29 protein-coding genes are annotated in these 25,969 nt (G+C 69.0%); 11 read left to right on the top strand and 18 right to left on the bottom strand.

From position 1 onward, the window contains the following. Positions 1-80 precede the first annotated feature (80 nt). A complete protein-coding gene (locus tag ACIRG5_RS33265) occupies positions 81-470 on the top strand; it encodes a cold-shock protein (protein WP_258947641.1) in 390 nt (129 codons plus the stop codon). A 13-nt stretch (positions 471-483) separates the two neighbouring features. After that, positions 484-1,068: an HD family hydrolase gene (locus ACIRG5_RS33260; protein ID WP_402912131.1), complete on the top strand. Its 585-nt coding sequence runs from the start codon at positions 484-486 to the stop codon at positions 1,066-1,068. On the opposite strand, the gene ACIRG5_RS33255 is transcribed toward ACIRG5_RS33260, so the two are convergent. From ACIRG5_RS33255 to ACIRG5_RS33245, 3 genes are read right to left on the bottom strand one after another with little or no spacing between them, the layout of a single operon-like run. Beyond that, positions 1,069-1,503: a DUF2771 family protein gene (locus ACIRG5_RS33255; RefSeq protein ID WP_402912128.1), complete on the bottom strand. Its 435-nt coding sequence runs from the start codon at positions 1,501-1,503 to the stop codon at positions 1,069-1,071. Between the two features lie 31 nt (positions 1,504-1,534). Further along, positions 1,535-3,037, bottom strand: a complete 1,503-nt coding sequence (locus tag ACIRG5_RS33250) for an MFS transporter (protein ID WP_402912125.1) — start codon at positions 3,035-3,037, stop codon at positions 1,535-1,537. Between the two features lie 4 nt (positions 3,038-3,041). Further along, a complete protein-coding gene (locus ACIRG5_RS33245; RefSeq protein ID WP_402912122.1) occupies positions 3,042-3,794 on the bottom strand; it encodes a glutaminyl-peptide cyclotransferase in 753 nt (250 codons plus the stop codon). 58 nt (positions 3,795-3,852) lie between these two features. On the opposite strand from ACIRG5_RS33245, the gene ACIRG5_RS33240 reads away from it, so the two are divergent. Then, positions 3,853-4,590, top strand: coding sequence for a DUF3027 domain-containing protein (locus tag ACIRG5_RS33240; protein ID WP_402912119.1), 738 nt, complete (start codon positions 3,853-3,855; stop codon positions 4,588-4,590). Beyond that, a complete protein-coding gene (locus ACIRG5_RS33235) occupies positions 4,587-7,361 on the top strand; it encodes a sacsin N-terminal ATP-binding-like domain-containing protein (protein WP_402912116.1) in 2,775 nt (924 codons plus the stop codon). The genes ACIRG5_RS33240 and ACIRG5_RS33235 overlap by 4 nt, the downstream gene beginning before the upstream one ends. A gap of 9 nt (positions 7,362-7,370) precedes the next feature. Here the strand turns inward: ACIRG5_RS33235 and ACIRG5_RS33230 are convergent, their stop codons facing one another. Continuing rightward, positions 7,371-7,940, bottom strand: a complete 570-nt coding sequence (locus tag ACIRG5_RS33230; RefSeq protein WP_402912113.1) for a TetR/AcrR family transcriptional regulator — start codon at positions 7,938-7,940, stop codon at positions 7,371-7,373. Between the two features lie 83 nt (positions 7,941-8,023). Here ACIRG5_RS33230 and ACIRG5_RS33225 point away from each other — a divergent pair, with 83 nt between their 5' ends. Next, the gene (locus ACIRG5_RS33225) at positions 8,024-8,485 is read left to right on the top strand and encodes a cupin domain-containing protein (RefSeq protein WP_402912110.1); all 462 of its coding nucleotides are present in this window, start codon (positions 8,024-8,026) and stop codon (positions 8,483-8,485) included. A 3-nt stretch (positions 8,486-8,488) separates the two neighbouring features. Here ACIRG5_RS33225 and ACIRG5_RS33220 read toward each other — a convergent pair whose 3' ends face one another. From ACIRG5_RS33220 to ACIRG5_RS33210, 3 genes are all read right to left on the bottom strand, one after another. Beyond that, positions 8,489-9,739 (bottom strand): MFS transporter, encoded by a 1,251-nt coding sequence (locus tag ACIRG5_RS33220; RefSeq protein ID WP_402912107.1) that lies wholly within the window; start codon positions 9,737-9,739, stop codon positions 8,489-8,491. Between the two features lie 70 nt (positions 9,740-9,809). Continuing rightward, positions 9,810-10,235 carry a MarR family winged helix-turn-helix transcriptional regulator gene (locus ACIRG5_RS33215; RefSeq protein ID WP_402912104.1) on the bottom strand — a complete coding sequence of 142 codons (426 nt, stop codon included), beginning with the start codon at positions 10,233-10,235 and terminating at the stop codon, positions 9,810-9,812. Positions 10,236-10,275: 40 nt separating this feature from the next. Continuing rightward, the gene (locus tag ACIRG5_RS33210; protein WP_402912101.1) at positions 10,276-11,709 is read right to left on the bottom strand and encodes an NCS2 family permease; all 1,434 of its coding nucleotides are present in this window, start codon (positions 11,707-11,709) and stop codon (positions 10,276-10,278) included. Between the two features lie 17 nt (positions 11,710-11,726). Between ACIRG5_RS33210 and ACIRG5_RS33205 the strand changes: the two genes are divergently transcribed. After that, positions 11,727-11,990, top strand: coding sequence for a DUF2530 domain-containing protein (locus ACIRG5_RS33205; RefSeq protein ID WP_402912098.1), 264 nt, complete (start codon positions 11,727-11,729; stop codon positions 11,988-11,990). A gap of 354 nt (positions 11,991-12,344) precedes the next feature. Here ACIRG5_RS33205 and ACIRG5_RS33200 read toward each other — a convergent pair whose 3' ends face one another. Together ACIRG5_RS33200 and ACIRG5_RS33195 are read right to left on the bottom strand one after the other, a co-directional pair. Further along, positions 12,345-12,809 carry a DUF6247 family protein gene (locus tag ACIRG5_RS33200; protein ID WP_402912095.1) on the bottom strand — a complete coding sequence of 155 codons (465 nt, stop codon included), beginning with the start codon at positions 12,807-12,809 and terminating at the stop codon, positions 12,345-12,347. A gap of 224 nt (positions 12,810-13,033) precedes the next feature. After that, positions 13,034-13,657 carry a superoxide dismutase gene (locus tag ACIRG5_RS33195; protein WP_402912092.1) on the bottom strand — a complete coding sequence of 208 codons (624 nt, stop codon included), beginning with the start codon at positions 13,655-13,657 and terminating at the stop codon, positions 13,034-13,036. An 85-nt stretch (positions 13,658-13,742) separates the two neighbouring features. Between ACIRG5_RS33195 and ACIRG5_RS33190 the strand changes: the two genes are divergently transcribed. From ACIRG5_RS33190 to ACIRG5_RS33180, 3 genes are all read left to right on the top strand, one after another. Beyond that, on the top strand, positions 13,743-15,386 hold the full coding sequence (locus ACIRG5_RS33190) for an ABC-F family ATP-binding cassette domain-containing protein (RefSeq protein WP_402912089.1): 1,644 nt from the start codon (positions 13,743-13,745) through the stop codon (positions 15,384-15,386). Positions 15,387-15,391: 5 nt separating this feature from the next. After that, entirely contained in the window at positions 15,392-15,802 is a 411-nt protein-coding gene (locus tag ACIRG5_RS33185; protein WP_030467775.1) for a hypothetical protein, read from the top strand. Positions 15,803-15,904: 102 nt separating this feature from the next. Continuing rightward, positions 15,905-16,078, top strand: a complete 174-nt coding sequence (locus tag ACIRG5_RS33180) for a hypothetical protein (protein ID WP_402912086.1) — start codon at positions 15,905-15,907, stop codon at positions 16,076-16,078. Positions 16,079-16,082: 4 nt separating this feature from the next. On the opposite strand, the gene ACIRG5_RS33175 is transcribed toward ACIRG5_RS33180, so the two are convergent. Next, the gene (locus ACIRG5_RS33175) at positions 16,083-17,579 is read right to left on the bottom strand and encodes a glutamate--cysteine ligase (protein ID WP_402912083.1); all 1,497 of its coding nucleotides are present in this window, start codon (positions 17,577-17,579) and stop codon (positions 16,083-16,085) included. A gap of 209 nt (positions 17,580-17,788) precedes the next feature. Between ACIRG5_RS33175 and ACIRG5_RS33170 the strand changes: the two genes are divergently transcribed. After that, entirely contained in the window at positions 17,789-18,580 is a 792-nt protein-coding gene (locus tag ACIRG5_RS33170; RefSeq protein ID WP_319975785.1) for an RNA methyltransferase, read from the top strand. Here the strand turns inward: ACIRG5_RS33170 and ACIRG5_RS33165 are convergent. The 3 genes from ACIRG5_RS33165 to ACIRG5_RS33155 form a co-directional block, all read right to left on the bottom strand. Beyond that, positions 18,577-19,173, bottom strand: coding sequence for a DUF2537 domain-containing protein (locus tag ACIRG5_RS33165; protein ID WP_402912080.1), 597 nt, complete (start codon positions 19,171-19,173; stop codon positions 18,577-18,579). The two genes, ACIRG5_RS33170 and ACIRG5_RS33165, sit on opposite strands and share 4 nt — an antisense overlap. 129 nt (positions 19,174-19,302) lie before the next feature. Further along, positions 19,303-21,147 carry an ABC transporter ATP-binding protein gene (locus tag ACIRG5_RS33160; RefSeq protein WP_402912077.1) on the bottom strand — a complete coding sequence of 615 codons (1,845 nt, stop codon included), beginning with the start codon at positions 21,145-21,147 and terminating at the stop codon, positions 19,303-19,305. Continuing rightward, entirely contained in the window at positions 21,144-22,916 is a 1,773-nt protein-coding gene (locus ACIRG5_RS33155; RefSeq protein ID WP_402912074.1) for an ABC transporter ATP-binding protein, read from the bottom strand. Before ACIRG5_RS33155 ends, ACIRG5_RS33160 begins: the two co-directional genes overlap by 4 nt. Before the next feature lie 124 nt (positions 22,917-23,040). Here ACIRG5_RS33155 and ACIRG5_RS33150 point away from each other — a divergent pair, with 124 nt between their 5' ends. Then, on the top strand, positions 23,041-23,265 hold the full coding sequence (locus tag ACIRG5_RS33150) for a hypothetical protein (protein ID WP_402912071.1): 225 nt from the start codon (positions 23,041-23,043) through the stop codon (positions 23,263-23,265). Here ACIRG5_RS33150 and ACIRG5_RS33145 read toward each other — a convergent pair. The 5 genes from ACIRG5_RS33145 to sepH all read right to left on the bottom strand — a co-directional run bounded on the left by ACIRG5_RS33145 (position 23,255) and on the right by sepH (position 25,904). After that, positions 23,255-23,674, bottom strand: coding sequence for a hypothetical protein (locus tag ACIRG5_RS33145; protein ID WP_402912068.1), 420 nt, complete (start codon positions 23,672-23,674; stop codon positions 23,255-23,257). The genes ACIRG5_RS33150 and ACIRG5_RS33145 overlap by 11 nt on opposite strands. An 82-nt stretch (positions 23,675-23,756) precedes the next feature. Continuing rightward, complete coding sequence (locus ACIRG5_RS33140; protein ID WP_402912065.1) at positions 23,757-24,131, bottom strand: hypothetical protein; 375 nt, start codon at positions 24,129-24,131, stop codon at positions 23,757-23,759. Continuing rightward, positions 24,125-24,535, bottom strand: a complete 411-nt coding sequence (locus ACIRG5_RS33135; protein WP_402912061.1) for a hypothetical protein — start codon at positions 24,533-24,535, stop codon at positions 24,125-24,127. Before ACIRG5_RS33135 ends, ACIRG5_RS33140 begins: the two co-directional genes overlap by 7 nt. A 42-nt stretch (positions 24,536-24,577) precedes the next feature. Next, the gene (locus ACIRG5_RS33130; RefSeq protein WP_402912058.1) at positions 24,578-24,946 is read right to left on the bottom strand and encodes a hypothetical protein; all 369 of its coding nucleotides are present in this window, start codon (positions 24,944-24,946) and stop codon (positions 24,578-24,580) included. A gap of 16 nt (positions 24,947-24,962) precedes the next feature. Continuing rightward, complete coding sequence (sepH, locus tag ACIRG5_RS33125) at positions 24,963-25,904, bottom strand: septation protein SepH (RefSeq protein ID WP_402912055.1); 942 nt, start codon at positions 25,902-25,904, stop codon at positions 24,963-24,965. Between the last annotated feature and the right edge of the window lie 65 nt (positions 25,905-25,969).

Raw genomic sequence — 25,969 nt, 5'->3', positions numbered from 1 at the left:
TCTTCTGGCTACTCTGGTGGGACGCGTCCTGGGTACGCCTGGGGCGCGTTCGTCATGCAGACAAGGGAATGGTGAGCGCGGTGCCGACCGGCAAGGTCAAGTGGTACGACACGGAGAAGGGCTTCGGATTCGTCACCCAGGACGGTGGCGAGGACGTCTACGTCCGCAAAGCCGCCCTGCCTGCCGGTGTCGAAGGCCTCAAAGCCGGCCAGCGCATCGAGTTCGGCATGGCTGAAGGCCGCCGCGGTCCGCAGGCGCTGTCCGTGCGCCTGGTCGACCCGGCGCCGTCCGTCGTGGAGGCGCGTCGCCGTCCGGCCGAGGAGTTGCACGGCCTGATCGAGGAAGTGATCAGGCTCCTCGAGAACAAGGTCCAGCCTGACCTGCGCCGCGGCCGCTACCCGTCTGACAAGAAGACCATGAAGCTCGTCGCAGAGGCCGTCCGCGTGGTGGCGCGGGACCTCGATCCGTAAAAGGATCAGCGTCATGTCTGACGCTGACAGGATCGTCGAGTTCGTCTACGAGGTCGGCCAGCTCAAACGCCTGCCCAGAGCGGGGTGGCTCTTCGCCGGGGTGCAGAACCCCGAGTCGGTGGCCGCCCACTCGTTCCGGGTGGGCGTTCTGGCGTACGCGATCGCCGTGCAGGAGGGCGCGAATCCCGACAGGGCGGCGACCTTGGGCCTCTTCCACGACGTGCCCGAGGCGCGCATCGGCGACATCCCGTACGTCGGCAAGCTCTACCTCGACGTGAAGATGCCGCCGGAACAGGTCGCGCGGGACCAGGTCCAGCACCTGCCCGCGCCGCTGGCCGCGCACATCGAGGCGCTGGTGGCCGAACACGAGTCCGCCAAGGGCTTCGACCACACGCCCGAGGCGCGCTGCTCGCGTGACGCGGACAAGCTGGAGCTGTTGTTGCAGGCCAGGGAGTACCAGGCCGCCGGCGTCACCAAGATGGAGCGCTTCATCCAGACCATGCAGGCGTCGGTGGTCACCGACACCGGCAAGGCCCTGATGGACTCCGCCCTGCGGATCGCTCCCAGCGAGTGGTGGGAGGCGTTCGGCAGGCGGTGATCAGCGGGTGATGTCGACGACCCACGAACCGCGCATGAGCGGCTGGCCGGTCTCCAGCACCGCGCCGGCCGCCTCGTGCACCTCGACGCGCACCAGCTGGTCGGAGTCGTTCGGCACGGCCAGCGTGTACGTGTAGTTCTCGCCCTTGCCGAGCAACGGCGAGGTGCAGCCCTCCTGCACGCGAGCGGCGTTCTCGTACACGCACACGACCTCCCAGAGGCCGTCCGCGAGCTGTCCGTCCACGGAGATCTGCACGACCTTGCCCGCGGGCACCTTCAGCGTGCCGGGCTCGTTCTTCTCGGCGCAGTTGGAGCCCTCGACGTCGCAGTAGATCGTCGGCTCCATGCGGATGGTCTCGCCGTTCGCGTAGAACGTGACCTCGGGGTCGTGCCGCTGGAGCGAACATCCGGACAGCACGAGAACGCTGGCGGCCATTACAGAAGCAAGTCGACGCACGTCAGGCAGCCTACGGGGTCGCCGGAGCCGGCCTGCGGACCAGCCTCTGCAACGACGTGCCGTTGCGGTACATCCACGTCTGCGTGAGGCCCAGCGCGAGCAGCACGGCGAGCACGAGGAAGCCGACCCAGAACGTCGCGGGCAGCAGCACGCCGAGCGCGCCGCCGAAGACCCACGCGAGCTGCAGGATCGTCTCGGAGCGGCCGAACGCGGACGCGCGCGACTCCTCCGGCAGGTCGTCCTGGATCACCGCGTCGAGGCTGATCTTGGCCAGCGACGACGCCGTGGCGCCCAGCAGACCGACGATGGCCGCGGTGACCAGGCCCGGCAGCGCGGCGGCGACGATCGTGGCCACCAGTGCGGTGCCGACGCAGGCGATGACCACCTCGTCCGGCTTGGCGAAGTGCTGGCGTGCGCCGATCGCGTTGCCGAGGAAGCTGCCGACACCCGCCGCACCGGCGATCACGCCGAGCAGGAGCAACTGCCGCACCGCGTCGCCCTCGGTCTGCTCGCGGATCACGAACGCCGCGAACAGCGTCAGGAAGCCGGTCAGGACGCGGATGGAACCGTTGCCCCACAACGAGACCACGACGTGCCGGGAGACGGGTTGCCTGGCGGCCCTGGGGGTGAGCGTGGCGGGGACCTCGCCCTCGGTCACCTCGACCCACGACGGGATCTTCATGCACAACCACGCGTTCACCAGGCACAGCACCGCGGTGAACCACAACGCGCCCGGCGAGCCGAACACGTTCGCGAAGCCCGCGGCGAACGCCCCGAACACGCCGCCCGCCGCGAGTCCGAAGATCGTCATGCGGGCGTTGGTCTTGGACAGCGTGATCTCGGGCGGCAGGACGCGCGGGGTGATCGCGGACTTGAGCACGGTGAACGACTTCGACAGGACCATGCTGCCCAGCGCAGCCGGGTACAGCAGCCAGTTGTCGAAGTTCAGCGCCATCACGACCGACAGCACGATCCGCAGCACGCAGGACGCCGCCAGCGCGAGCCGCCGGCCGCGCTGGATCCTGTCCAGCAGCGGGCCGATCACCGGCGCGATCAACGCGAACGGCGCGACCGTGATCAGCAGGTAGAGCGCGACCTTGGTCTTGGACTCGGCGGACGCGGCCGAGAAGAACAGCGTGTTCGCCAGCGCGACGGCCATCGCGGCGTCGGCGGCGTAGTTCATCATCACCGCGTAGGTGACCGACGTCATACCGGACTTGCCGGCTCCGTCGGCGCGGGCCGCGCGCCGGAACGCCGCGACCGCCTGCTGCGAGAGCTGCTTGCCGCGAAACCACGCGACGCGCGTGACCGTGAGCTTGCGCGGCGGTTTGGGCGTCGGCGTCGTCTGCTGGTCGGAGTTGGGCAGCGGACGGGTGTTCTGGGGGCGGCGGGGAGGGGCCTGGAAACCGTGCTCGGACGCGGGCCCGCGACGCTCCCGGGGCCGGTACTCGTCGTCCTGCCACGGATAGCGCTTCGGAGCCGGTCCGTCACTCCGCCCGCGTTCGTCCGTCACACCCTCAATCCTGCCCCATCCCGTTGAACCTCACTCGGAAGATGGTCGGCCAGTTCTTGCCTGTGACCAGGAACTCGTCGGTTCCGGGGACGTGCGCGATCCCGTTGAGGACGTCCACGTCGCCCTGCGGCTTGAGCGAGGACAGGTCGTAGGTGCTCGTCACCTGTCCGTTGGCCGGATCGATGCGCACGATCTCGTCGGTCTTCCACACGTTCGACCAGACCTTGCCGCCGACGCACTCCAGTTCGTTGAGCTGGGCGAGGGGCTGGCCGCCCCGCGTGACCTGCACGCTTCCGGTCTCCTTGAACGACTTGGGGTCGCGGAAGGTCAGCTTCGCGGTGCCGTCGCTCATGATCAGCCGCTTGCCGTCGTCGCAGATGCCCCAGCCCTCGCCCTCGTAGCTCACGCGGCGGAGCTCGTTCAGCGTCTTGCGGTCGCGTTCGATCGCGACCCCGTTCTGCCAGGTGATCTGCCAGATGGTGTCGCCGACGACGGTGATGCCCTCGCCGAAGTACTCCGGCGGCAGGTCGACCTTCTTCTGGACGTTGCCGGTCGACGGATCGAGCGCGCGCATCGTCGACTCGCCCTCGAGCCCGGTGCCCTCGTAGAGGACGCCGTCGACCAGTTCCAACCCCTGGGTGAACGCCGACGTGTCGTGCGGAATCTTCTGCAGGACTTCTACCTGCGGTTTCGCTTCCTGCGGAGTCGAGCAGGCGGCCAGCACCGCGACGAGGACCAGCCAGATGGGTGAGCGCACCCAACGGAGGGTGGCACGAGTTTTCGTCCCGGCGAAGACCTGCGGCACAATTCATCTTGTGACCGCGACTGAGATGCTCCTCGACGCCGTTGATCTCGCCCGCGCAGCTGCGCAGGAAGAGGCCGGGGTGGAACGCGTCGGCGCTCACGTCGGGGTGCAGGACGAGGACGAGTACTCCGTCACCCATCTGTTCGAGGCCGAGCACGCGGGCTATCGCGGCTGGAGCTGGGCGGTGACCGTCGCCCACGCCGGCGAGGGCACGCCCGTCTCGGTCAGCGAGGTCGTGCTGCTGCCCGGCCAGGACGCCCTGGTCGCCCCGGAGTGGGTGCCGTGGAGCGAACGGGTCCGTGCCGGTGACCTGGGCGTGGGCGACCTGATGCCGCCCCGCGAGGACGACCCGCGCCTGGTCGAGGCGTACGTGCAGTCCGACGACCCGGCCATCGAGGAGGTGGCGCTGGAGATCGGCTTCGGCCGCACCCGCGTCCTGTCCCGCGAGGGCCGCCTCGACGCTGCCGACCGCTGGGCCGCCTCGGACTTCGGCCCGCGCTCCGACATGGCCCGCAGCGCCCCCGCACACTGCGGGACCTGCGGCTTCTACACCCGCGTGGCCGGCGCGTTCGGTGCCGCGTTCGGCGTCTGCGCCAACGAGATCGCCCCGGCGGACGGCCACGTCGTGCACGTCGACTACGGCTGCGGCGCGCACTCGCAGGTCGAGGTCGACATCAGTCCGATGGTGCCGGTCGCCGACCTGGTCTACGACGACGCGCAGCTGGACGTTCTGGACGTCTCGGAGTGACCGACCCGTTCGGCACCGAGGTCCTGCGCACCTCGGTCCTCGCCGCATGGCGTGGTTCGCCCACCCGCTTCCGTGAAGACGCGAACGCCGAAGAAGACCTCCGCATCGGTGGTTACCGGGACCGTTTGCTAGTCGAACTCGCCCAGAACGCGTCCGACGCGGCCGGTTCCGAGCCGGGTGTGTTGCGGATCACTCTCGTCGACGGCGAGCTTCGCGCGGCCAACACCGGTGCGCCTCTGACGAAGGCCGGTGTCGCCGCTCTGGCGTCGCTGCGTGCGTCCTCGAAGGAGTCCGGCGTCGGCCAGTTCGGCGTCGGTTTCGCGGCCGTGCTGGCCGTGTCGGACGCGCCGCGCGTGGTGTCCACGACGGGTGGCGTCGAGTTCTCCCTGGCGAGGACCCGCGCCGAGGTGCCGGACCTGGCGTCCGAGCGCGGCGGCGACGTGCCGGTGCTGCGCCTGGTCTGGCCCGTCGTGGAGGACGTGCCGGAAGGGTTCGCGACCGAGGTCCGCCTGCCGCTGAAGGTCGACCTGTCGCTGGACGACCTGGCCGAGGAGGTGCCGGACCTGCTCCTGGCGCTGCCGGGCCTGCGTCGCGTCGAGGTCGGCTCCCAGTCGTGGGAACGCTTCGTCACCGACGACGGCGTGGTCACCGTCGGCAAGTCGCGCTGGCTGGTGGAGCGCACCGTCGGCGAACTGCCCGCCGAGCTCGTCCAGGGCGTCGAGCACCGTCCTCAGTGGACCGTGTCGTGGGCGTACCCGCTCGACTCGGAGTTGGGCGAGGACGTGCTGCACGCGCCGACCCCGACCGACGAGCGCCTGTCACTGCCCGCCCGCCTGATCGCGACCGTGCCGGTCGAGCCCTCGCGCCGCCGGATCCTGCCGGGACCGGCCGCGTGGTCGGTGCTGGACGCCGCCGCCGCTGCCTACCCGGCACTGGTGGCGCGGGTGCCTGCCATCGAGCGGACCGCCCTCGTGCCGTTGCCGGGCTTCCCGTTGTCCGAAGTGGACGATCGGCTGCGCACGGCCGTGGTGCGCTCGTTGCGTGCCTCCGCCTGGCTGCCTTTGGCCTCCGGTGAGTGGATCGAGCCTTCGCGCGCCCGTGTTCTGGACGTCGGCTCCGAGGAACTCGTCGACCTGGTCGAGGACGCTCTGCCCGGTCTTCTGGACGCTGAACTCTCCGCTCCGGTGCACGCCAAGGCCTTGGCGGCACTGGAAGTCCCGCGCGTGACCACCGCCGAGGTGGTTGCCGCTCTGGCGGGCGTCTCCGGCGATCCCGGCTGGTGGCGAGACGTCTACGCGGCCTTCGCACCTCTCGCCGAGGTGGATCCGGACGTCCGCGAGGCGCTGGCCTCGCTGCCCGTGCCGCTGGCCGACGGCCGCGTGGTGACGGGGCCGCGGACCACCTTGATCGCCGACGAGCCGTTGCCCGGCCTGCGGGTCGTGCACCCGGACGCCGTGCACCCGTTGCTGGTTCGGCTGGGCGCGGTCGAGGCCGGGGCCGCCGAACTGCTCGCGGATCCAACACTCCGCGAGAACGTGGCGCGGTCGCTGGAAGACGCCGAAGCCGGACTCGACGGGCTGGACCTGGTCGAGACCGTGCTGCGCCTCGTCGACCGCGCCGGTCTGCGGGCCGGCGAGGAGCCCTGGCTGGGGGCGCTGGCCCTGCCGGACGGCACCGGTGAATGGCATCGCGCGGACGAGGTGCTGCTGCCCGACTCGCCGTTGGTCGGCGTGGTCGAGGCCGACGCCTTTCCGTTGCTGTCCAAGGAGATCGCGGACTCCTACCCGCGTTCCGCGCTGGTCGCCGTCGGTGTGGTGGACGGGTTCTCGGTCGTCGTCGACGACGAGCCTTCCGGGCCGGATCACGACCTCGCCGACGAGTCCGAGTGGTGGGCGTCCGTGCCGGACGAACCTCGCCGCGTCGTGGCCGTCCGGGATCTGGATCTCGTCGCCGACTGGCCGGCGGCGTTGCGGTTGCTGGCTTCCGACCCGGTGACCTGGCGCGCGGTGACCGAGCCGGACGGGTACACGGGCTGGTGGATCGCCCGGCACGCGCTGCTGGCAGGCAAGTCGCCGCGGGAGTACCGGCTGGCCGAGGCCACGCTGCTGGACGGACTGTTCGACACGGTGCCGGATCTTGAGCTGCCCGAGCACGTGCTGCGGGCCGCCGGGGTCCGGTCGTCGCTGGAGATCTGGGACGACGACGACGCCGAGTTCGTCCTGGAACGGCTCGGCGACGCGGACCGCGCGATCGCGGACGCCGTGGTGCTGCGTGCCTACGCGGCTTTGCCCGAGGGCGACTTCGCTCCGCCAGAGAGGCTTCGCGTGCTCTCCGGGGCCGTAGCGGCCGCCGAGGACGTCGTGGTGCTGGATCACCCGTGGTTGCTGGGATTGGCTCCGGCTTCCCGAGTGCTGCTCGCAGACGGCTCGGAAGAACTCGCCGACCTGCTGGACCTGGCGCTGGCCTCCGAGGAGTTCGACGGTTCTCCCGACCACGTCGGCGAGGTCGTCCAGTGGCACGACCTCGGCGCGGTTCGGATGGCGTGCGAACTGCTGGAGGTCGCGCTGCCCGACGGGTTCGTCGTGGTGCACGACGAACTGCACGTCGAGGGGCAGCGGGTCGAGTGGTGGATGGTCGACGGCGTTCCGCACGCCGCCGACTCGCCCGAGGGGCTGGGACGGGCTCTGGCCTGGGTTTCCGAGCGTTGGTCGGACCGGCACACGTTCGTCGCCCTGATCAGCGATCCGAGCGCCGCCACGTTGCTGGGCTGAGGCGCGGCGTCAAGCCGGTTCGACAGTCGTGCGCAGGGAGCGCAACGCGTCCTGCAGCAGATCGCGCAGGGTCCGGGTCTCGCCCGGCCGGGTCCAGTGCCGGAACGCCACCTGCTGCGCCAGCATGGCGGCACCGGCTGTGAGGAACGCGGTTTCGGGATCCCCGCATCGCACGAGCAGCGCGGCCGCGATGGCCTCGGTGAGCGCGGCGTTCTTGCCGAGTTCGCGCTCCTGCAACTCCGGGTTGGCGGCGACGACGGCGTAACGGCGCGCCATCACGGCACGCCGGTTCTCGAACATCCTGTCGGCGACGACTTCCAGCGCGCGCACGACGGCGTCGAGGGGCGGCAAGGTGTCGTCGCCGGCCTCGATCTCGCGGACGATCTCCCGCTGAATCTCCGAGCTCATCCCGAACAGCACCTCGCGCTTGTCGGCGAAGTGGTTGAAGAACGTCCGCTGGGTGAGCTCCGCCCGCTGGACGATCTCGGCGACCGTCGTGCGCTCGAACCCCTGTGTGTCGAAGAGTTCCAGCGCGGCGGTCTGCAGCCGCTCGGGCGCGTCCGGTTTCCATCGCGGCATGCCCTGAGACTAGCGACTGCACAATGTGCAGTCACTGGTGCTACGGTGATTGCACAAGCTGCAATCGCATCAGGAGGCTTCTCATGACCGAGGTGTCGATCGTCAGGCCCGGGGAGGGCGAACTCATCGCCAGCGGTCCGTCGCAGATCCGGATCCTCGAAGACGGCAGCAACACCAGTCGCCGCCTGGGAATCGGTGAGGTCGTCATTCCCCCGCACACGCCCGGTCCTCCGCAGCACCGGCACGCGCAGCACGACGAAGGCTTCTACGTGCTCACGGGCACCGTGCGGTTCACCATCGGGCAGGACAACCACGACGTCGGCGCCGGCACGTGGGTCACCGTCCCGCCGGGCGCGCCGCACACGTTCGCCAACCCCGGCGACGACCCGGCGGTCATGCTGACCACCTTCACGCCGGACCTGTACGTGCAGTACTTCCGCGACCTCAAGGCCATGGTCGAGTCCGGGCAGCCCATGACGCGCGAGACCATGGTGCCGATCTGGCAGAACTACGCCACCGAACCGTCCACCGAGTTCGCGCCGTAGCGCCTAGCTCGCCACCTCGGCGGGCTCCGGCAGCGCCTCCGCCGGGGCCTGCCGGCGTCGTCGCAGCCTCGGCTTCCCGATGTCCCCGCGCTTCACCAGGACGATCCACGCGGTGATCGTCACCAGCATCGACACGGCGCCGCCGATGATGATCGGCGCCCGGCCGTTGATCTCGCCGAGCCAGCCCATCAGCGGGCCGCCGACGGGGTTTCCCCCCAGGAAGACCAGCATGTAGATGCCCATCACGCGGCCGCGCATCTCGGGTTCGACGGCCAGTTGGATGGTGGCGTTGGCGGTCGTGTTGAAGGTCATCATCGCGACGCCCACCGGGATCATCATCAGGCCGGTCAGCAGCATCGTCGGCATCATGCCGGAGACGATCTCCAGCAGTCCGAAGATCACGCCGGAGCCGATGAACACGGTCAGCTTCGGCGTTTTTCGCTTCGCCGCCAGCGTCGCGCCCGCGAGGGTGCCGACGGCGATCAACGTCGACAGGAGTCCGTAGGCGTCGGCGTCACCGCCGAAGACGTTGCGGGCCATGATCGCCAGCGTCATGTAGAAGTTCATGCCGAACGTGGCGATGAAGAACACGAGCACCATGACCGTCAGCAGGTCCGGGCGGCTTCTGACGTAGCGCAGGCCCGAGAGGAGCTGCCCCTTCTCGCGCGGCAGCGGCTCGGCGCGCAGCAGTTGGGACGTGCGCATCAACCAGATGCCGCCGACCACGCCCACGAAGCTGATGGCGTTGGCGAGGAAGACCCAGCCGGTGCCGATGGCCACGATCGTCACGCCGGCGATGGCCGGGCCGATGATCCGGGCCAGGTTGAACATCATCGAGTTGATCGCGACGGCGTTGGTCAGCTGGTCACGGCCGACCATCTCGACCACGAACGACTGGCGCACCGGGGTTTCCACCGCGGAGAAGGCACCCAGAAGCAGACAGAGCAGATAGACGTGCCAGAGCTCGACGACGCCGGTGACGTCGAGGATGCCCAGCGCCAGGGCGCAGATGCCCAGCGCGGACTCGAGCCACAGCAGGAGCTTGCGCTTGTCCATGCGGTCGGCGAGGACGCCGCCCCACATGGACAGCAGCAGAACCGGGAGGAACTGGAGCGAGGCGGCGAAGCCGAGAGCGACGGGGGAGCCGTTCGAGAGCTCCAGGACCAGCCAGTCCTGGGCGACCCGCTGCATCCAGACGCCGACCAGCGAGATGATCTGACCGGAGGCGTAGAGGCGATAGTTGTATATGCCCAAGGATCCGAACATTCCGGTACGACGAGGTGGCGAACTGTCTGCTCCACCACCCGCGTAACCCGACACGTTCTTACTGACCCGCCATCCTGTCGATGATTTCGGCGGCCCGTGTCAGCAGTTCCCGTTCCTCGGGGTCCAGCTCGGCCAGCCTCTTGTCCAGCCACGCCTCGCGGGCCGTGATCTCGTCTTCCAGGTACGACAAGCCTTCGCCCGTGAGCTCGACGATGGCTTGACGGCCGTCGGTGGGGTGCGGGCTGCGCGTCGCGAACCCGAACTCCTCCAAGGCGGCGATCACGCGCGTCATCGACGGCGGCTGCACGCCTTCCTTGGCCGCGAGCTCGCCAGGGGTCAGCGGGCCGCACTTGTGCAGTGTGGACAGCGCTGACACCTGGGTGAGCGACACCGACGAGTTGGTGCGCTGCGCTCGCAGGCGGCGGTTGAGACGAACGACGGCAAGCCTCAGCCTGCTCGCCAGTCCGTGCTGATCGATCGCCACCTAGTTAGCATACCTCACGAAATAGTTTCCTGCCGAAAGGTCAGTTCAGCAGGGCCTGGATCGGTCCCAGCGAGAAGTAGACGACGAAAGCGGCCGCCACGATCCACATCAGCGGGTGGACGTTCCTCGCCTTGCCGGTGAGGGCCTTGAGCAACACGTAGCTGACGAATCCCGCGCCGATGCCGTTCGCGATCGAGTAGGTGAACGGCATGACGACGATCGTGAGGAACGCGGGCAGGGCGATGGTGAAGTCGCTGAAGTCGATCTCGCGGACCTGCATCATCATCAACGCGCCGACGATCACCAGCGCGGGCGCGGCCGCCTCGATCGGCACGACCTCGTAGAGCGGCGTGAAGAACATCGCGAGCAGGAACAACACACCGGTCACGACGTTCGCGAGACCCGTCCGCGCGCCCTCCGCGATGCCGGACGCCGACTCGATGTAGACGGTGTTCGACGAGCTGGAGGCGGCGCCACCGGCCACGGCACCCAGACCGTCGACGAACAGGGCCTTGCTGACGTTGGGCAGCTGGCCGTCCTTGTCGATCAGGTCAGCTTCCTTGCCCAGTCCGGTCATCGTGCCGACGGTGTCGAAGAAGTCGGTCAGCACGAGCGTGAAGACGATCAGCGCGGCGGCCAGCGCCGGAATCCGCGTCCACGCGCCGAACGACACCTCGCCGAGCAGCGACAGATCCGGCAGGCCGAAGACCTGGTCCGGTAGCGCGGGGTAGCCGAGGTTCCAGCCCTTGGCGTTGACGCCCGCGGACGGACCGGCCTTGACGATCGCCTCGAGGACGATCGCGAAGATCGCGGTCGCGACGATGCCGATGAGGATCGCGCCCTTGATCCTGCGCGCGAACAGCACACCCGTGAGCACGAGCCCGACCACGAACACCAGCGTCGGCCAGCTCGCGATCGACCCGTTGATGCCGAGTCCGACCGGGACGGTGGTGTTGGCGGCGTCCGGCAGCCGGCGGACGAATCCCGCGTCCACCAGTCCGATGAAGGTGATGAACAGGCCGATGCCGACCGCGATCGCGGCCTTGAGCTCGTTCGGCACGGCGTTGAACACCGCGGTCCGCACCCCGGTGAGGACGAGCAGCAGCACCACGAGGCCGTTGACCAGGATGAGGCCCATCGCCTCGGGCCACGTGACCTTGGCGGCCACGCTCACCGCGACGAACGAGTTGATGCCCAGCCCCGTGGCGAGTGCGAACGGATAGTTCGCGATCAGTCCGAAGAGGATGGTCATCACACCGGCGACCAACGCCGTCACGGCGGCCACCTGCCCGACCGGCAGGATGTTCCCGAGCACGTCGGGATGCGACCCCGGCCCCGTCGGCGCGAAGCTGCCGATGATCAGCGGGTTCAGCACGACGATGTAGGCCATCGTGAAGAAGGTCACGACACCGCCGCGCAGTTCACGCGCCACGGTCGACCCGCGCTCGGAAATCTTGAAGAACCCGTCCAGCATCTGCTCTCCTTACCGATGTGTCCGAACGCGAGCACGCCCCACACCCGCCTGCACTGCCCCATCGACTGGCCGATCCGGTGCCGGTGGTGCTGGGCGGTACCGCGCTGTGGTTCCTCGGATTCCTGGTCGTGCTGCTCGTCGACCGCTCGAACAGCACCCTGATCTGGACGACGTTGTCCGGCGGTCTGCTCGGGATCATCGGGTACGGAGTCTTCTACTGGCAACGCCGGGCGGCGAGGCGCGGGTCACGTGGGGCGCAGCAGGGCCTGGAAGACGTCTAGTCCGTCAGCTTCGGGTGACCTGCTCCTGCGCGAGTGACCCAGACGGTTCGGCTCGCTTCGTCCACGACGTACCAGATTCGGCCACTGGACGTGACCTCGTATTGCCATTGGTCGAACACAACGCCGTTGTGGGTGTGATGTCGCAAGTTGCCCTTGAGCAGGTGCTGTCGGTGTGGTTTCACGACAGACGAGGGGTGCTCACTCGGCACTATCCATGCCTCCCAGGCGTTCGATGCCGCAGTGCGGCAGAGTTCCTCCCAACCTTTGGCTGCATCGGTTGATCCGAAGCGCACCGCGTAGCCGCCCGGACGTGGAGGCGGCGTCATGTGATCGCCGCGTTTTGCTGGCACGAGCTCAGATCTCCATCGGATTCGGCACCGGACCGAAGTCCCCGCTGGTCGGTTCGCTGAGGGCCCGGTGCAACTCCGGGTCCGCGTGCACGATCGCGGTGTTCGCCCACTCGTGCATGATCTGCGCGAGCAGAGACCACTGGCCGAGTTCAGCAGATGCGTTGATGGCCTGGATGAACTCCTGCACGAACTCCGCACGGTCGGACTCAGGCAGTACCGCGATCCATGGGAACTCGTCCTTCAGGGCGTCGGCCACGACGTCGGGACCCGCAGCCCGGAACACCGAGCGCATGGCGCGGGCTGCGACGACTGCGGCGCTGTGCCGGTTCTGGTGCTGGTCGGCTCGCACCAGGAGCAGATCGGCTCCGTCTCGGCGCTTGACTCGAACTTCGTGCTGCTCGGCGATGGCGGCGACGCTCTTCGGATCGCGTTGCAACTCGCTCCACTGCACTTCACTTGTGATGCTCACGCAACAAGTGTGAACTTATTCAGAAGTTGCGGCAAGTCGCTAGTTCGGGTGAGATCGCGCGGAGACTTCCCAATCAAGCGAAGTTAGGCTAACCTAAGTCTCGTCGCTTCGTGGTGGGAGCGTCAGTCAGTTCGGGAACGGACGAGGCCCCCTCTCTGGGCAGAGAGGGGGCCTCGTCGTGTTTCAGCAGCGGGAAGCTTGTCGGAGCACCCACCGCCGAAGCCTCAGGGCAGCCGCAGACCGTTCTGACCGGCGCGCGCCGCCTCGAACCGAGCGGACACGTCCTCCCAGTTGACGACGTTCCACAGCGCCGAGATGTAGTCGGTCTTCAGGTTGCGGTACTGCAGGTAGTACGCGTGCTCCCAGATGTCGAACGCGAGCAGCGGCGTGGTCGCGATCGACAGGTTCGAGTGGTGGTCCTTGAGCTGCAGCGTGACCAGCTTCTGGCCGATCGGCTCCCACGCGAGGATGCCCCAGCCGGAGCCCTGGATCGAGGACGCGGCGGCGTTGAGCTGGCCGCGGAACTTGTCGAACGAGCCGAAGTGCTCGTCGATCGCGGCCGCGAGCTCGCCCACGGGCTTGTCGCCGCCGTTGGGTGAGAGGTTCTTCCACCACACCTGGTGCAGCGCGTGGCCCGCGAGGTGGAACGCCAGCGTGGTCTCCAGGCCGACGATGCCCCCGAAGGCCTCCTTGTCGCGGGCCTCCTCGATCTGCTCCAGCGTGTCGTTCGCGCCCTTCACGTAGGCGGCGTGGTGTTTGCCGTGATGCAGCTCGTTGATCTCACCGATGATCGCCGGCTCGAGGTCGCCGTAGTCGTAGTCGAGATCCGGCAGCACGTACTGGGCCATGACGTCTCCTGCAATCGCTTGGTAGTTGCAACTTACTAGCAATAAGAGGAGTTAACCAGTTGCGTGCGGTCGTACCGTCGTAAGCGTGTCCGTGCTGACAGCCAGGAAAATTTCGCTGTCGTTCGGTCCGAGGACCGTGATCTCGGAGGTTGATTTCGATGTTTCGCCTGGTGACCGCGTCGGCCTGATCGCGCCCAACGGCGTCGGCAAGTCCACGTTGCTCCGCCTGCTCTCCGGTGAGCTGCTGCCGGAATCCGGATCTGTCTCCAGCACCGGGATCGTCGCGCATCTGACGCAGGAGACGCTCCACGTGGCTGGGGAGTCGCTCCGGGACCACCTCGCTCGGCGCACCGGCGTCGCGCGGGCCGAGCAGTGGTTGCAACGGGAGGCCGAAGCCCTCGCGGACGGCGGCGGTGAGCGGTACTCCGACGCGTTCGACCACTGGATCGCCATCGGTGCCGGTGACTTCGACGAACGCGCGGACGCCGTCTGCGACCGTCTTGGACTGCGGGCCGATCTGCTCGACGGCCGGGAACCCGACGAGCTGTCGGGTGGCCAGCAGGCGAGGCTCCGGCTCGCGGCCGTGCTCCTCACCCGTGCCGACGTCCTGCTGCTCGACGAGCCCACGAACGACCTCGACGCCGCCGGGCTCGATCTGCTGGAGTCCCACGTCCGGGCGTATCAGGGCGCGATCGTGCTGGTCAGTCACGACCGCGAGTTCCTGGCGCGCACCACGACCGCGATCGCCGAGCTCGACGAGTTCACCCACAAGATCACCGTGTTCGGTGGCGGGTGGGACGCCTACGTCGAGGAGAAGGCGAACGCGGGCCGTCGCGCCCAGGAGGAGTACGAGGCGTACTCGGCCAAACGCGACTCGCTGGTGCAGCGCAGCCGGCAGGTGAAGGAGTGGTCGCGCAAGGGCGTGCGCCGGGCGACGAGCGCCAAGACGCTCAACGACGAACCGGACCGCAACGTCAGGGCGGGGCTCAAGCGCGGCGCGGAGAGCCTGACCGCGAAAGCGTCCGTTGTGGAGCGTCAGCTCGACCGGATAGAGGAGGTCGAGGAACCGCGCGAGGCCTGGGAGCTGCGGCTCACCCTGCCGTCGGCCGGGCGGGGCAGCTCGGTCGCGTTCACCTTGCGCCACGCCGTGGTCAGCCGTGGCGACGTGACGCTCGGGCCGATCGACCTCACGATCGGCGCGGGTGAGCGGTGGCGCGTCACCGGTCCGAACGGCTCCGGCAAGTCGACGTTGCTCGGCGCGTTGCTCGGCCGCATCCCGCTGTCCGAAGGCGACCGCTCGATCGGGCCTGGTGTTGTCGTGGGCGAGGTCGACCAACTCCGGGCGGAGTTCGCGAGCGACGAGAGCGCGTTGCGGATCGTGGCCGGCGCGACGGGGCTGCAGGACGTCGAGGTGCGCACGCTGCTGGCGAAGTTCCGGCTCGGCGCGGACGCCGTGCTGCGGCCAGCGCGGGACCTCTCACCGGGTGAACGCACCCGCGCGGGATTGGCCTTGTTGCAGGCTCGTGGCACCACATGTTTGGTGCTCGACGAACCGACGAACCACCTCGACCTGCCGGCCATCGAACAGCTGGAACAGGCACTCGAACACTACGAAGGCACGTTGTTGCTGGTCACGCACGATCGGCGGCTCGCATCGGCCGTGCGGGTGGATCACGAGATCAACGTCCGCGACCTTCTCACGTTTCCTCGTGTGAAGGGTGGAAGATAGGAGGCATGACCACCGAGGAGGACTGGCCGGTCGAACAGACCTGGTCGATGCGCAACACCCACTGGCACGCCTATGTGGAGCACACTTCTCTCGATCACGCCTCTCCTCGGCAGGTTCGGCTGGAACGCACCCCTGAGGAAGTGCTGACGTCGCCGGCGGAGGTGGCCGCGTGGCTGGAGGTCAACCTCCGCAGCGCCACCAGGCCCGAGGAGACCGGCAAGAAGCGGGTGAAGGACGAGCGCGACTTCACCGACTCCAACCGCGTGCACGCCTCACTGGCGTCGCGAGGGGAGTCGATCTACACGGGAGTGAAGGGCGAGCTGACGCTGGCGGTCGAGGCCGTGACGCCGGACGAGTGCCGGATCTCCCACGACGGCGCGGACGTCGCGCCCCTGAAGGCGGGGCGCCGCCGCTGACGCTCTGAGGCTGGACGCCGCCGCTGGATTCGATTCCCTGGGGGAGTTTCCCGCCGGGGGATGCGATGAGGCGAGTTCTGGCTGTTCCGGGGGCACCTCTGGATGGCCTGCCGCGAAGGCGTGTGGCCGACCGGGACGCGGCACGCGTGGTTCGCCGGAGCCACCCCGGAGCTGTCGGTGGCGGTGTTCGTCGGCGGGGACGAGGCCGGCGGCGCCGTTGACGCCGGCCTGTCCAAGGCCGTGTGGGAGACGTTCCTGCAGAAGCTGCGGCCCTAGCGGGTCAGCCCACGTGCCACGTGTGCACGGGCTCGCCCCCGTGCATCAGCTCCATGTACCGCTTGAGCATGCCGGACAGCGCCGCATCCCTGGAGAGGCCACGTTCTTCCAGCAGCGCAACGGTTTCCCGCTGCCACGACGATCCCGTGCGCCGCGCGAGGCAGCGCTGCTCGATCACGCCGAGGTAGCGCTCGCGGGCCTCGTCGGAGACGCCGCAGTCGCGCAGGCCGTCGTGCGCCATCGGCAGAAGCCTGCGCAGCACCAGCTCGTCCGGCGGGATCCAGCCGATGCCCGGCCAGTACAGCTGGGCGTTCATGCCGTGCCTGGCGCCGGTGTAGAGGTTCTCCTCGGCCGCCTGGAACGACATCTGCGTCCACAGTGGACGTTCCTGCGAGGTGAGCGCGCGCTGGGCGCCGTAGAAGAAGGCGGCGTTGGCCATCGTGTCGAGAACGGTGGGGCCCGCGGGCAGGACCCGGTTCTCGACGCGCAGGTGCGGCACGCCGTCGACGACGTCGTAGACAGGGCGGTTCCAGCGCCAGATCGTGCCGTTGTGCAGGCGCAGCTCGGAAAGACGAGGCGCGCCACCGGCTTCCAGGACCTCCAACGGGTCCTCGTCGTCGGTTTCGGGCAGCAGGCTGGGGAAGTAGCGCACGTTCTCCTCGAACAGGTCGAAGATCGACGTGATCCACCGTTCACCGAACCACACGCGCGGACGGACGCCCTGGTTCTTCAGCTCGTCCGGACGGGTGTCGGTGGCCTGTTCGAACAACGGGATCCGGGTCTCGTGCCAGAGCGCCTTGCCCAGCAGGAAAGCCGAATTCGCGGCGATGGCGACTTGCACGCCCGCCAGGCACTGCGCGGCGTTCCAGTGCGCGGCGAAGTGTGTTGGCTCGACCTGCAGGTGCAGCTGCACGGACGTGCACGCGGCCTCCGGCAGGATCGACTCCGCGTAGGTGTCCAGCTTCTCCGGGCTCTTGCCCGGCATCGCCGGGCCTTCCATGCGCAGCACCATCTCCTCGCCACGTGCCTTGAAGATGGTGTCGTTGAGGAGCGCGTACCTCGGCGCCTCGGAGAGCCACTTGCGGTCGAAGTGCCTCTCCCGCAACGTGGGCAGCACGCCGATCATGGCGAGGTTGGCGCCCGCGTCGTTGGCCTTCGAGTCCGCGTTGTCGAGCGACGTGCGCAGTTCCTCTTCCAGGCCAAGCATCTCACCCCCGGCCAGCTCGCGCGGGGGCACGTTGATCTCCAGGTTCTGCTGCCCCAGCTCCAGCGTGTACGAGGGATCGTCGATCTTCTCGAGCACCTCCGAGTTCGCCATCGCCGGCCGCATCGCGTCGTCGACGAGGTTCAGCTCGATCTCGAGCCCCATCTGCCGACGGGGAAAGGAGAACGTGTCTTCGGCCAGCATCGTGGCCAATGCGTCGAGACTTCGCTGCATCTTCTCGCGATAGCGCTGGCGATCGTCTCTGGTGAAAGTGCGGCTGGACACTTCACTTCCCATGCCGCTACCCCTTCGCTCGGCGCCGGTGGGCGCGGGCCAGGCGGAACGCCAAAAGTCGCACAGCGCAATCCCCCTTTACATCGCCCAAAACGGTGCTCTCTGTCACGTGGAGGTAACAACCAGCGATCATCCCCTGGTCGGACGTGTGCGGTTCCGCCCTCCGGACTACCTCGCCTGTTCCACACCGGACCGGATGCGAAACTTCCGGCGTGGCGAAGGTGATCGAGATCAACGACCCGGCGGACCCTCGGCTGGACGACTTCCGGGACCTGTCGACGGCCGACCGCAGGCCGGATCGACCGGGCGGGCGAGGTCTCGTCATCGCCGAGGGTGTCGTGGTGGTGGAACGTCTGCTGGCGTCGCCGTACCCGGTGCGCGGGCTGCTCGGGGTGCGGCGGCGGATCGAGGCGCTGGACCTTTCTGACCTGGACGTTCCCGCCTACGTGACGTCAGCAGAGGTTATGGCGTCGGCCGTTGGTTTCCACTTGAACCGGGGTGTACTGGCGGCGGCGGACCGCGCTCCCGCGGTGTCGTTCGAGGAGCTCGCCGAGACGTCCCAGCGCCTCGCCGTGCTCGAGGGCGTGGGCGATCACGAGAACCTGGGTTCGATCTTCCGCAACGCCGCCGCGCTGGGCGTCGACGGCGTGGTGCTGGGGCCGGGATGCAGCGATCCGCTGTATCGACGCAGTGTGCGGGTGTCGATGGGTCACGTCCTGCGCGTGCCGTTCGCTACCACAGATGAGTGGCCCGCGGCGCTGAACCTGTTGCGGCAAAAGGGTTATACCGTTGCCGCTCTGACGCCGCGCCCATCCGCTCTGCATCTTGCAGATGCGGGGTTGCGCGGCCGTCGGGTGGCGGTGCTGCTGGGTTCGGAGGGGCCGGGCCTCACCGACGAGGCGATCGACGCCGCGGATCTGGCCGTCCGCATCCCGATGTCGTCGGGCGTGGACTCGCTGAACGTGGCCACCGCGGGCGCGGTGGCGTTCTACGCCCTGCTTTAGAGCAACGTCAGGATCAGGGCCAGCCAGGCGACGAGCACCCCGGTCACGACCCCGTACGCGACCCAGCGCCACACCGGCACGCTGCGCCCGAGCCAGACCGACGGTGCCAGCCCGCCGACCACCAGCACGTTCGCGACGAGCGCGAGCCACCGGCTGGTCTCGCCCAGTCCGAGCGACAGCGACACGACGGTCACCGTGACGATCGCGGCCGTGATGACGCTGACCGTGAGCCCGGTGCCCCACGGCGTCGGCTCCGGCTCGTCCTCGGCCACCGTCTGCACGGCGACCGCGGCCGCCTCGGGAGCGTCGACGCTGACCAGTTCGCCGCTGACGGGGTCGGTGTAGCTGACGGGGGAGTTCATGACCGACGCGATCCTGCCCGCGAGCTGCTTGCCCCTGCGCGCGACCAGCGCACTGGCCACGCCGTCGGCGGGCGTCTCGGAGCGCACCACCGCGTCGGCGACCTTCGCCCACTCGTGCAGCGCCTCCGCGAGATCGGCGCCGAGGGGCAGGCTGTGCGGGTCGACCTCGCGCTCACCGGAGTCGTCTTCCCCGGCCAGCACGGCGCGGCCGTCCCGGACTCGCAACTCCACTGCGTCCTCCTCGGTCTGGACCTTCGGCCAGAAACCTATCGGACGCGGTGACTAGGGAGAACGACCGAGCTGGAGTCGTGAGGTCGCGTTCGCGCCAGATCCCCATTGGCGCGAACGCGACCTGCAGGCCTACGCGAGCGAGTCGCGCCAGGCCGTGTGCAGGGCCGCGAACCGGCCCCGCTCACCGATCAGCTCCGCGGGGGAGCCGTCTTCCACCACAATGCCACCATCCAGCACCAGAACGCGGTCCGCGATCAGGACCGTCGACAGGCGATGGGCGATGATGAACGCCGTCCGGTCGGCCAGCACTGTCTCCAGCGCTGCCTGCACGGCGCGTTCGGTGGGCACGTCCAGGGATGATGTTGCCTCATCCAGGACCAGCACCGCCGGGTCTGCCAGGAAAGCACGCGCGAAAGCGACCATTTGGCGCTGTCCCGCGGACAACCGGCCGCCCCGTTTGCGGACGTCCGTGTCGTAGCCGTCCGGCAGAGCCGCGATGAACTCGTGCGCTCCCAGCTCGGCCGCGGCGGCCTCGATCTCCGCCCGCGACGCCGACGGACGGCCCAGCGCGATGTTGTCCGCCACCGAGCCCGAGAACAGGAAGTTCTCCTGCGTCACCATCACCACGGCCTTGCGCAGATCCGTGTCCGCGATCGACCGCAGGTCCGTGCCGTCGAGCCGCACCGAGCCCGACGACGGGTCGTAGAAGCGGCCCACGAGCTTCGCCACCGTCGTCTTGCCGGCGCCGGTCGCGCCCACCAGGGCCACGGTCTGGCCCGCCGGCACGTCCAGCGTGAAGCGCGGCAGCACCAGCCGGGACGTGCCGGGGTACTGGAACTCCACGTCGGCGAACCGGACGGCGCCCCGCGCGTGCTGGACGGCCACCGGTGACGAAGGCTCCGGCACCGACGGCTGCTCCTCCAGGACGCCGGAGATCTTCTCCAGCGCGGCGGTGGCGGAGGAGTACGAGTTCGCGAACATCGCCAGCTCGTCGAACGGGTCGTAGAAGCGGCGCAGGTACAGCATGAACGCCGCCAGCACGCCCAGTTCGACCGCGCCGTCCGCGACCCGGTAGGCACCCCAGGCGAGGACGACGGCCAGCGACACGTTGCCGATGGCGCGGATCGTCGAGACGAACGTGGCCATCACGCCCAGTGCATCGGTGTTCGCGTCGCGGAACTGGCCGTTGAAGCCGGCCATGATCTGCTCGTTGCGGGGCTGGCGGCGGAACGCCTGCACCGCGCGGATGCCGTTCATGGACTCCACGAACTGCACGATGATCTTGGCGATCGCGCCGCGCGTGCCCCGGTACGCCTCCATCGAACGGCGGCGGAACCAGCGCCACAGGAAGTACAGCGGCACGAAGCCCGCGATCACGACCGACGCCAGCGGGGCGTCGAGCCAGATCAGGATCACCGCGATGCCCACCACCGACAGCGCGGCGTTGAACAGGCTGTCCAGGCCCTCCTCCAGCAGGTCCTGCAACGCGTCGACGTCGCTGGTCAGCCGGGAGATGACCTTGCCGGACGTGTACGACTCGTGGAAGCCGACCGACAGGCTCTGCGAGTGCCGGAAGATCCGGCCGCGCAGGTCCAGCAGCAGGTCCTGGCCGACGCGGCCGGAGATCCGCAGGAACGCCCAGCGCAGGAACGTCATCAGCAGCGCGCAGACCGCGTAGCCGGCGACGCACCAGATCAGGATCGCCGGGCTGCCGCCGACCGCGTCGGGGATGCCCTTGTCGATCGCGGCGGCGATCAGCAACGGGCCCGCGAGAGCCGCCAGGTTGCCGAAGACGACCGCCGCGATCGCCAGCGACGTGCGGGCGACGTGCGGGCGCAGCAACGATCCCAGCAGCCTGCGGGACCGTGCCTGCAGGCGCAGGCCCGTCGAGTACGAGATCTCCTCGATCTCCTCGGAGGCGACGCCGCGCCACTCTTCTTCTTCAGCCGCAACGGGTGCGACAACTTCACTCACGACGCCACCTCCTCTTCGACCAGGTCCTCGTCCATGCTGGACAGAAGCCGGCGGTATTCCTCGTTGGTGTCCAGCAGTTCCCGGTGCGAGCCGATCGCGGCGATCTTGCCGTCGACCAGCAGCGCCACGCGGTCGGCGAGCTGCACGGTCGACGACCGGTGCGCCACGACCAACGCGGTGGTGTCGCGCAACACCCTGCGCAGCGCACCCTCCACCTCGGCCTCGGTGTGGACGTCCAACGCCGACAGCGGGTCGTCCAGCACCAGCACCGCCGGCCTGCCGACGACCGCGCGCGCCAGCGCCAGCCGTTGCCGCTGACCACCGGACAGCGACAGGCCCTGCTCGCCGATCCGGGTCGCGAGACCCCACGGCAGCGCGTCCACGAACTCCTCCGCCTTGGCGACCCGCAACGCCTCGCGCACCTGGGTCTCGGTGACGTTCGGCAGGCCCAGCCCCACGTTCTCGGTGACCGACGCGGAGAACAGCACCGGTTCCTCGAACGCGGTGCCCACGACGGTCCGCAGGTCCTCCAGCGAGAGGTCCCGCACGTCGGCGCCGTCGATCGTGATCCGGCCACCGGTGACGTCCGCGAGCCGCGGCACGAGCGCGGTCAGCGTCGTCTTGCCCGACCCCGTCGCGCCGACCAGCGCCAGCGTCTCGCCGGGACGCAGGTCGAGGTCGATGCCCGACAGCACTTCGCGGCCGTCGTCGAACGCGAACCGCACGCCCTCGAAACGAACGTGCCCGCGCAGCGGCGTGGGCAGCGGCGCGGGCGAGGCGGGGCTGGTGATCGTGACGGGGGAGTCGATGACCTCCCAGTAGCGTTCCAGCGCCGAGGCGGCCTGGTTCGTCTCCGCCAGCAGCCAGCCGATGGAGTCGATGGGCCAGCGCAGGTAAGCGCTCACCGCGACCGCCGCGACCAGCGTGCCGACCGTCATCCAGCCGTTCACGATGCCGATCGCGCCGACGCCGAGCATGCCCGCGATCGACAGTTCCGGCAGCACGATCAGCACCGACCACAGCGCGGCCAGGATCGAGATCTTGTTCAGCTCGGTCGCCCGCAGTTCCCGCGCCTGTGCCAGGAACCGCTTCGAGAGTTCCGGCCCGCGCCCGAACGCCTTGAGCACCCGGATGCCGAGCACCGACTCCTCGACGGTCGTGGTCAGGTCGCCCGCCTGGTCCTGCGCCCTCCGCGCGACGACCTTGAACTTCGACTCGAAGAAGTACGAGATGATGATCAACGGCAGCGAGCCGCACAGCGACACGACCAGCAGCCACGGCGAGAGCGCCGCGATGATGCCCAGCCCGATCAGCACGACCGCGCTGTTCACGATCAGGAAGACGATCGCGAACGCGACGAACCGCCGCACGGTCGTGAGGTCGTTCGTCGCGCGCGACAGCAGCTGACCGGACTGCCACCGGTCGTGGAACGACACCGGCAGCCGCTGAAGATGCTGGTACAGGTCGAACCGCATGCGCGCCTCGACCTCGGCCGCCGGCCTGGCGACGATCTTGCGCCGGATGTAGAACAGCGCCGCCTCGCCGAGCCCGAGCACCAGCACGCCCAGGATCAGCCACGGCAGCGGACCGGTCTGCTTGTTCTGAATCGGACCATCGACGATGCGCTGCGTCAGCAGCGGGATGCCAAGACCACACAGCATCGCGAGCATCGTCGCCGACAGCACGACAATCATCCGTGCGCGGTGCGGCCGCACGTACGGCCACAACCTCCGCAAGGTCCTGATCGTCGAGTTTCGTTGATCGCTCACGCGATGAGCCCCCTCCAGGTCGTCTCCAAAGTACGAAGTCGGACCCGTCTTCAGCATCCGGTTTTTCTCCCCACCGGAGGGTGCAGGCTCGACTTAGGTCGAGGTCAAGGGCACGATGACCACCATGACGCGGTTTCTGCGAACCGAGCAGACGATGGCGTTTCCACACGGACGGCTCATCGCCTCACGCGACGGAGTGAACTACGTGCTGGCTCCGGACGGCTGGGACCACCTGGCAGGTCCACGCCCGAGACACGCGATGCTCGTCTCCCGCGAGGAGGCCGAGGACTGGTGCGAACGCGAGGGCTGGGACCTGAACCTGCTCGACGAGGTGCCGGTCACTTCCTGAAGGTGAACAGGCCGACCAGCCCGTAGGCGACGGCCGCGAGCAACGCCTCGGCGTGGTGCCGGTTGGCGAACCACCCGATGGCGGGTTCGTGCACCTTGAAGTAGAGCCCGACGCCCAGCACGATCGGTCCGAGCAGGATGATCGGCCACACCGGCCGCACCCCGAAGAGCCGCAGGATCGGCCCGGCCAGCACCAGCGACGACACGAGCGCGAGCGGCAACCCGATCAGCACGAGCAGCAGGAACGCCGACATCGACGTGCTGTCGAGCCACGACTTCAGGAAGCCCGACTCGTACGCCCACGTCCACCCGAGCACCAGCCCGGCGCCGACGGCCATCGACAGGACGACCCGGAACAACAGCCGGCGTCCCGTCCTGCCCGTCTTGCCCGCGGTGCTCTGCTCTGTCACGCCACCCACCGTAACCAGCGTCACCACGCCAGCCAAGGCATGGCGGCCACCTCCTGCCACCGCGAACGTCACGTTTGCGGGGTCACGGGTCGCGCCGGCCGGTCAGCGCGCCCGCCATCGCGAAGGCCATCACCGGCACGAAGATCATCGAGACCTCGTCGCGCGTCCACCCCACGTACACACCCGCGATCCAGACGACCGGCCAGAACACGCACCCGAGCCAGGTCGCCCGCCAAGCTCGCGGAAGGCGCAGCAGTGCGAGCGTCCAGTAGTGGGCCAGGCTCGCCACGACGGCCCAGAAGACGGGCAGGAACAACAGCCCGGAGAGCGTCCACCTGTCACAGGTCCGGCCGGCCGCGCCCACGCACTGAGGCGGCAGCACCCACCACCAGCTCAGGTATCCCGCGATCCCGGCGACCCCTCCCGCAGCCGCCCCGACCAACGCCCGCGTCAGCACCGCCGCGCCCGCCCCGCCGCCAGTGCGGCGACCGCATAGGCCACGCACGGCACGACGACCGCCGCGGCCATCAGGAACCGGACCCCGTCCTCCTGGTACATGTCGAGGTAGGTGGCCTTGAACCACACGACGGCCACGATCGACACGGCCCACAGCACGCTGCCGACGCTGGTCGCGAGCCACCCGCGTTCCTGCCGGGCCACCCGGAACCCCACCCAGATCAGGACACCCGCGACGGCCATCCACAGCGCGAAGACGGGTGGGTAGAACACCGGGAGTCCGACGCCGCAGCCGGTGCGGCCGGGCCGGAGGTAGCAGTACCGGCTGAATCCTTCGAGCGTGAGCGCGAACCCGGCCCCGGCCAGAACGCCAGCGACCGCCCCCACCACAGTGCGCAGCAACATGCGCCCAGTGCTACCTGATCAAGGCCCGCGAGAGCTCGATCTTCACGAACCCTCCACTGCACCTTCACCGCGCGGAGGGTTCGTGAGCACGGCGATCAACGCGTACAGCGCGGCGAACACCGCGAAGGCCAAAAAAGTCGTTCCCAGCAACAGGATCATCGCGACCACCGCCATGAGGGTCGCGGGCACGGCCACCAGCCATGCCCGCGACACCTGCAAAGAACGCAGTGCGATCCCACCCGCGACCGCCCCGGCCACCGCGAACACCGGAGTGGCGATCACGAAGGCCTGGAGGCAGCCCCACTCGTCCTTCGAGCAGACCGCGCCCGAAGCGAGGAGCTCGAACATTCCCCACCAGGCCAGGCCGAGGAGTGCACCCACTCCGGCAGCCAGCGCGACACGACGTCCCACGGTGTCAGCGTCTCACTCAGCGGTTCGACCGCACGCCCAGTAAAACGTCTTCCCACGAAGGGACGATGGGGTGGTTCTTCTTCCCCCGCTTCGGAGGAGGGTCCTTGCGCACCGGCTTCTCCGCCGCGGGCTCCTGCTCCGTCTTCACCGGTGGCGGAGGCGGGGCAGGCGCGGGCTCCGGCTCAGGCAGCTTCTCCTGAGCCGGCTTCTCGGCCACGACAGGTGCCGCCACGGGGGCGGGCGCCTGAGCGGGAACCGGCACGGGTGCGGGCTCCTCGGCAACGGGTGCGGGGGCCGCCGGAAGGGCCGGGGGCGTTTCCAGGGCCTGCCGTGCCAGCTGCGTCACCGGCCGCACCGTGCGCAGCGTGCGGTTCGGGTTCGGGTCCATCAGGTCGACCGCGGCGTCGTCCAGAGCCGTCACCGTGCCGCCCTGCGCACCGGGGTGGAACGCCCAGTGCGCGCGGTTCTCCGAGCGACCGGTCTTCCACTGCAGCTGCACGATCCAGCGGTTGTCGTCGCCGCGCCACGCGTCCCACTTGGTGTCGGACAGGTCGTGGCCGCGCAGGCCGAACGAGTGCGCGACGACCTCACCGAGCGTCTGCACGTCCGGGCCGTCCTCACGGACCGGGTGCGCGCGCTGGGCCAGGTCGGCCGTGCGCGAACGCTCCAGCAGAACGGGGTAGGCGAAGCGCTCGATGCGGTGCGTGGGCATGCCGGCGGCGGCCGCGACCTGCTCGATCGACTCGCCGGCGCGGATGCGGGCCTGGATCTCGCGAGGCCGCATGAGGGCCTCGCCCGACTCGATCTGCATCTGGCCGAGACGCGCCAGATCACCGCGCAGGGCCGCCCGGAGGCGCTCGTCAGCGGGGAGCGTGAAGCGCTCGCCGCGGTTTTCGGGGTCCTCGAGAATGACGGACTTGCCGTCCTCGTCGAGCCCGATGACTCGCAGCGCTCGCATCGTGGCCTCCCTGAATTCGCACCTCGCCAGCAGACAACGTTAGGACAACGAGCCGTCACTGCGTG

It is taken from the genome of Lentzea sp. NPDC102401, from assembly GCF_044765805.1.
Classification (GTDB): Bacteria; Actinomycetota; Actinomycetes; order Mycobacteriales; family Pseudonocardiaceae; genus Lentzea; species Lentzea sokolovensis.
The sequence above is the reverse complement of the archived record's forward strand: the minus strand, read 5'-3'. Positions and strand labels throughout refer to the sequence as shown.

What these genes read in the sequence shown, in the direction of transcription:
- ACIRG5_RS33180 (WP_402912086.1), top strand. Translation starts at nt 15,905, where the DNA reads ATGGCCTGCCGCGAAGGCGTGTGGCCGACCGGGACGCGGCACGCGTGG.
- ACIRG5_RS33150 (WP_402912071.1), top strand. Translation starts at nt 23,041, where the DNA reads ATGACGCGGTTTCTGCGAACCGAGCAGACGATGGCGTTTCCACACGGA.
- ACIRG5_RS33185 (WP_030467775.1), top strand. Translation starts at nt 15,392, where the DNA reads ATGACCACCGAGGAGGACTGGCCGGTCGAACAGACCTGGTCGATGCGC.
- ACIRG5_RS33260 (WP_402912131.1), top strand. Translation starts at nt 484, where the DNA reads ATGTCTGACGCTGACAGGATCGTCGAGTTCGTCTACGAGGTCGGCCAG.
- ACIRG5_RS33195 (WP_402912092.1), bottom strand. Translation starts at nt 13,657, where the DNA reads ATGGCCCAGTACGTGCTGCCGGATCTCGACTACGACTACGGCGACCTC.
- ACIRG5_RS33225 (WP_402912110.1), top strand. Translation starts at nt 8,024, where the DNA reads ATGACCGAGGTGTCGATCGTCAGGCCCGGGGAGGGCGAACTCATCGCC.
- ACIRG5_RS33230 (WP_402912113.1), bottom strand. Translation starts at nt 7,940, where the DNA reads ATGCCGCGATGGAAACCGGACGCGCCCGAGCGGCTGCAGACCGCCGCG.
- ACIRG5_RS33255 (WP_402912128.1), bottom strand. Translation starts at nt 1,503, where the DNA reads ATGGCCGCCAGCGTTCTCGTGCTGTCCGGATGTTCGCTCCAGCGGCAC.
- sepH (WP_402912055.1), bottom strand. Translation starts at nt 25,904, where the DNA reads ATGCGAGCGCTGCGAGTCATCGGGCTCGACGAGGACGGCAAGTCCGTC.
- ACIRG5_RS33175 (WP_402912083.1), bottom strand. Translation starts at nt 17,579, where the DNA reads ATGGGAAGTGAAGTGTCCAGCCGCACTTTCACCAGAGACGATCGCCAG.
- ACIRG5_RS33210 (WP_402912101.1), bottom strand. Translation starts at nt 11,709, where the DNA reads ATGCTGGACGGGTTCTTCAAGATTTCCGAGCGCGGGTCGACCGTGGCG.
- ACIRG5_RS33135 (WP_402912061.1), bottom strand. Translation starts at nt 24,535, where the DNA reads ATGTTGCTGCGCACTGTGGTGGGGGCGGTCGCTGGCGTTCTGGCCGGG.